The organism is Psychrobacter sp. TB20-MNA-CIBAN-0197 (assembly GCF_040309765.1).
In the GTDB taxonomy this organism is placed as follows: domain Bacteria; phylum Pseudomonadota; class Gammaproteobacteria; order Pseudomonadales; family Moraxellaceae; genus Psychrobacter; species Psychrobacter submarinus.
This window is the reverse complement of the sequence record NZ_JBEOPC010001206.1, coordinates 1-245: the sequence shown is the minus strand read 5'-3', so window position 1 is coordinate 245 and position 245 is coordinate 1. Positions and strand designations below refer to the sequence as shown.

At 44.9% G+C, this 245-nt stretch carries 1 pseudogene; it reads left to right on the top strand.

Features of this window, described 5'->3' with window-relative positions:
• Positions 1–210, top strand: a pseudogene (locus AAEY83_RS17785) (hypothetical protein); the annotation flags it as partial.
• Between the last annotated feature and the right edge of the window lie 35 nt (positions 211–245).

The window sequence follows — 245 nt, the reverse complement described above, 5'->3', positions numbered from 1 at the left end:
GTCATCGGCCGTCCCGATAGGGTGCTGGTACTGGCTCATGTGAAGCCTGTCTATGCCAATATCGATCCGCTACTGGACAGTGAGTATTTGTCGTATATCTATCGCGGTGCCAATACTATCTATCGCGTAGAGTGTGATGACGTTAATACTGATATTTTAGCCAATCCCCATGCCAATATTATCATTGATAATGTCGGTACAGGCAGCTAAGAAAATGGTCTGATTAGCATTAGGGTCTGTTGAAC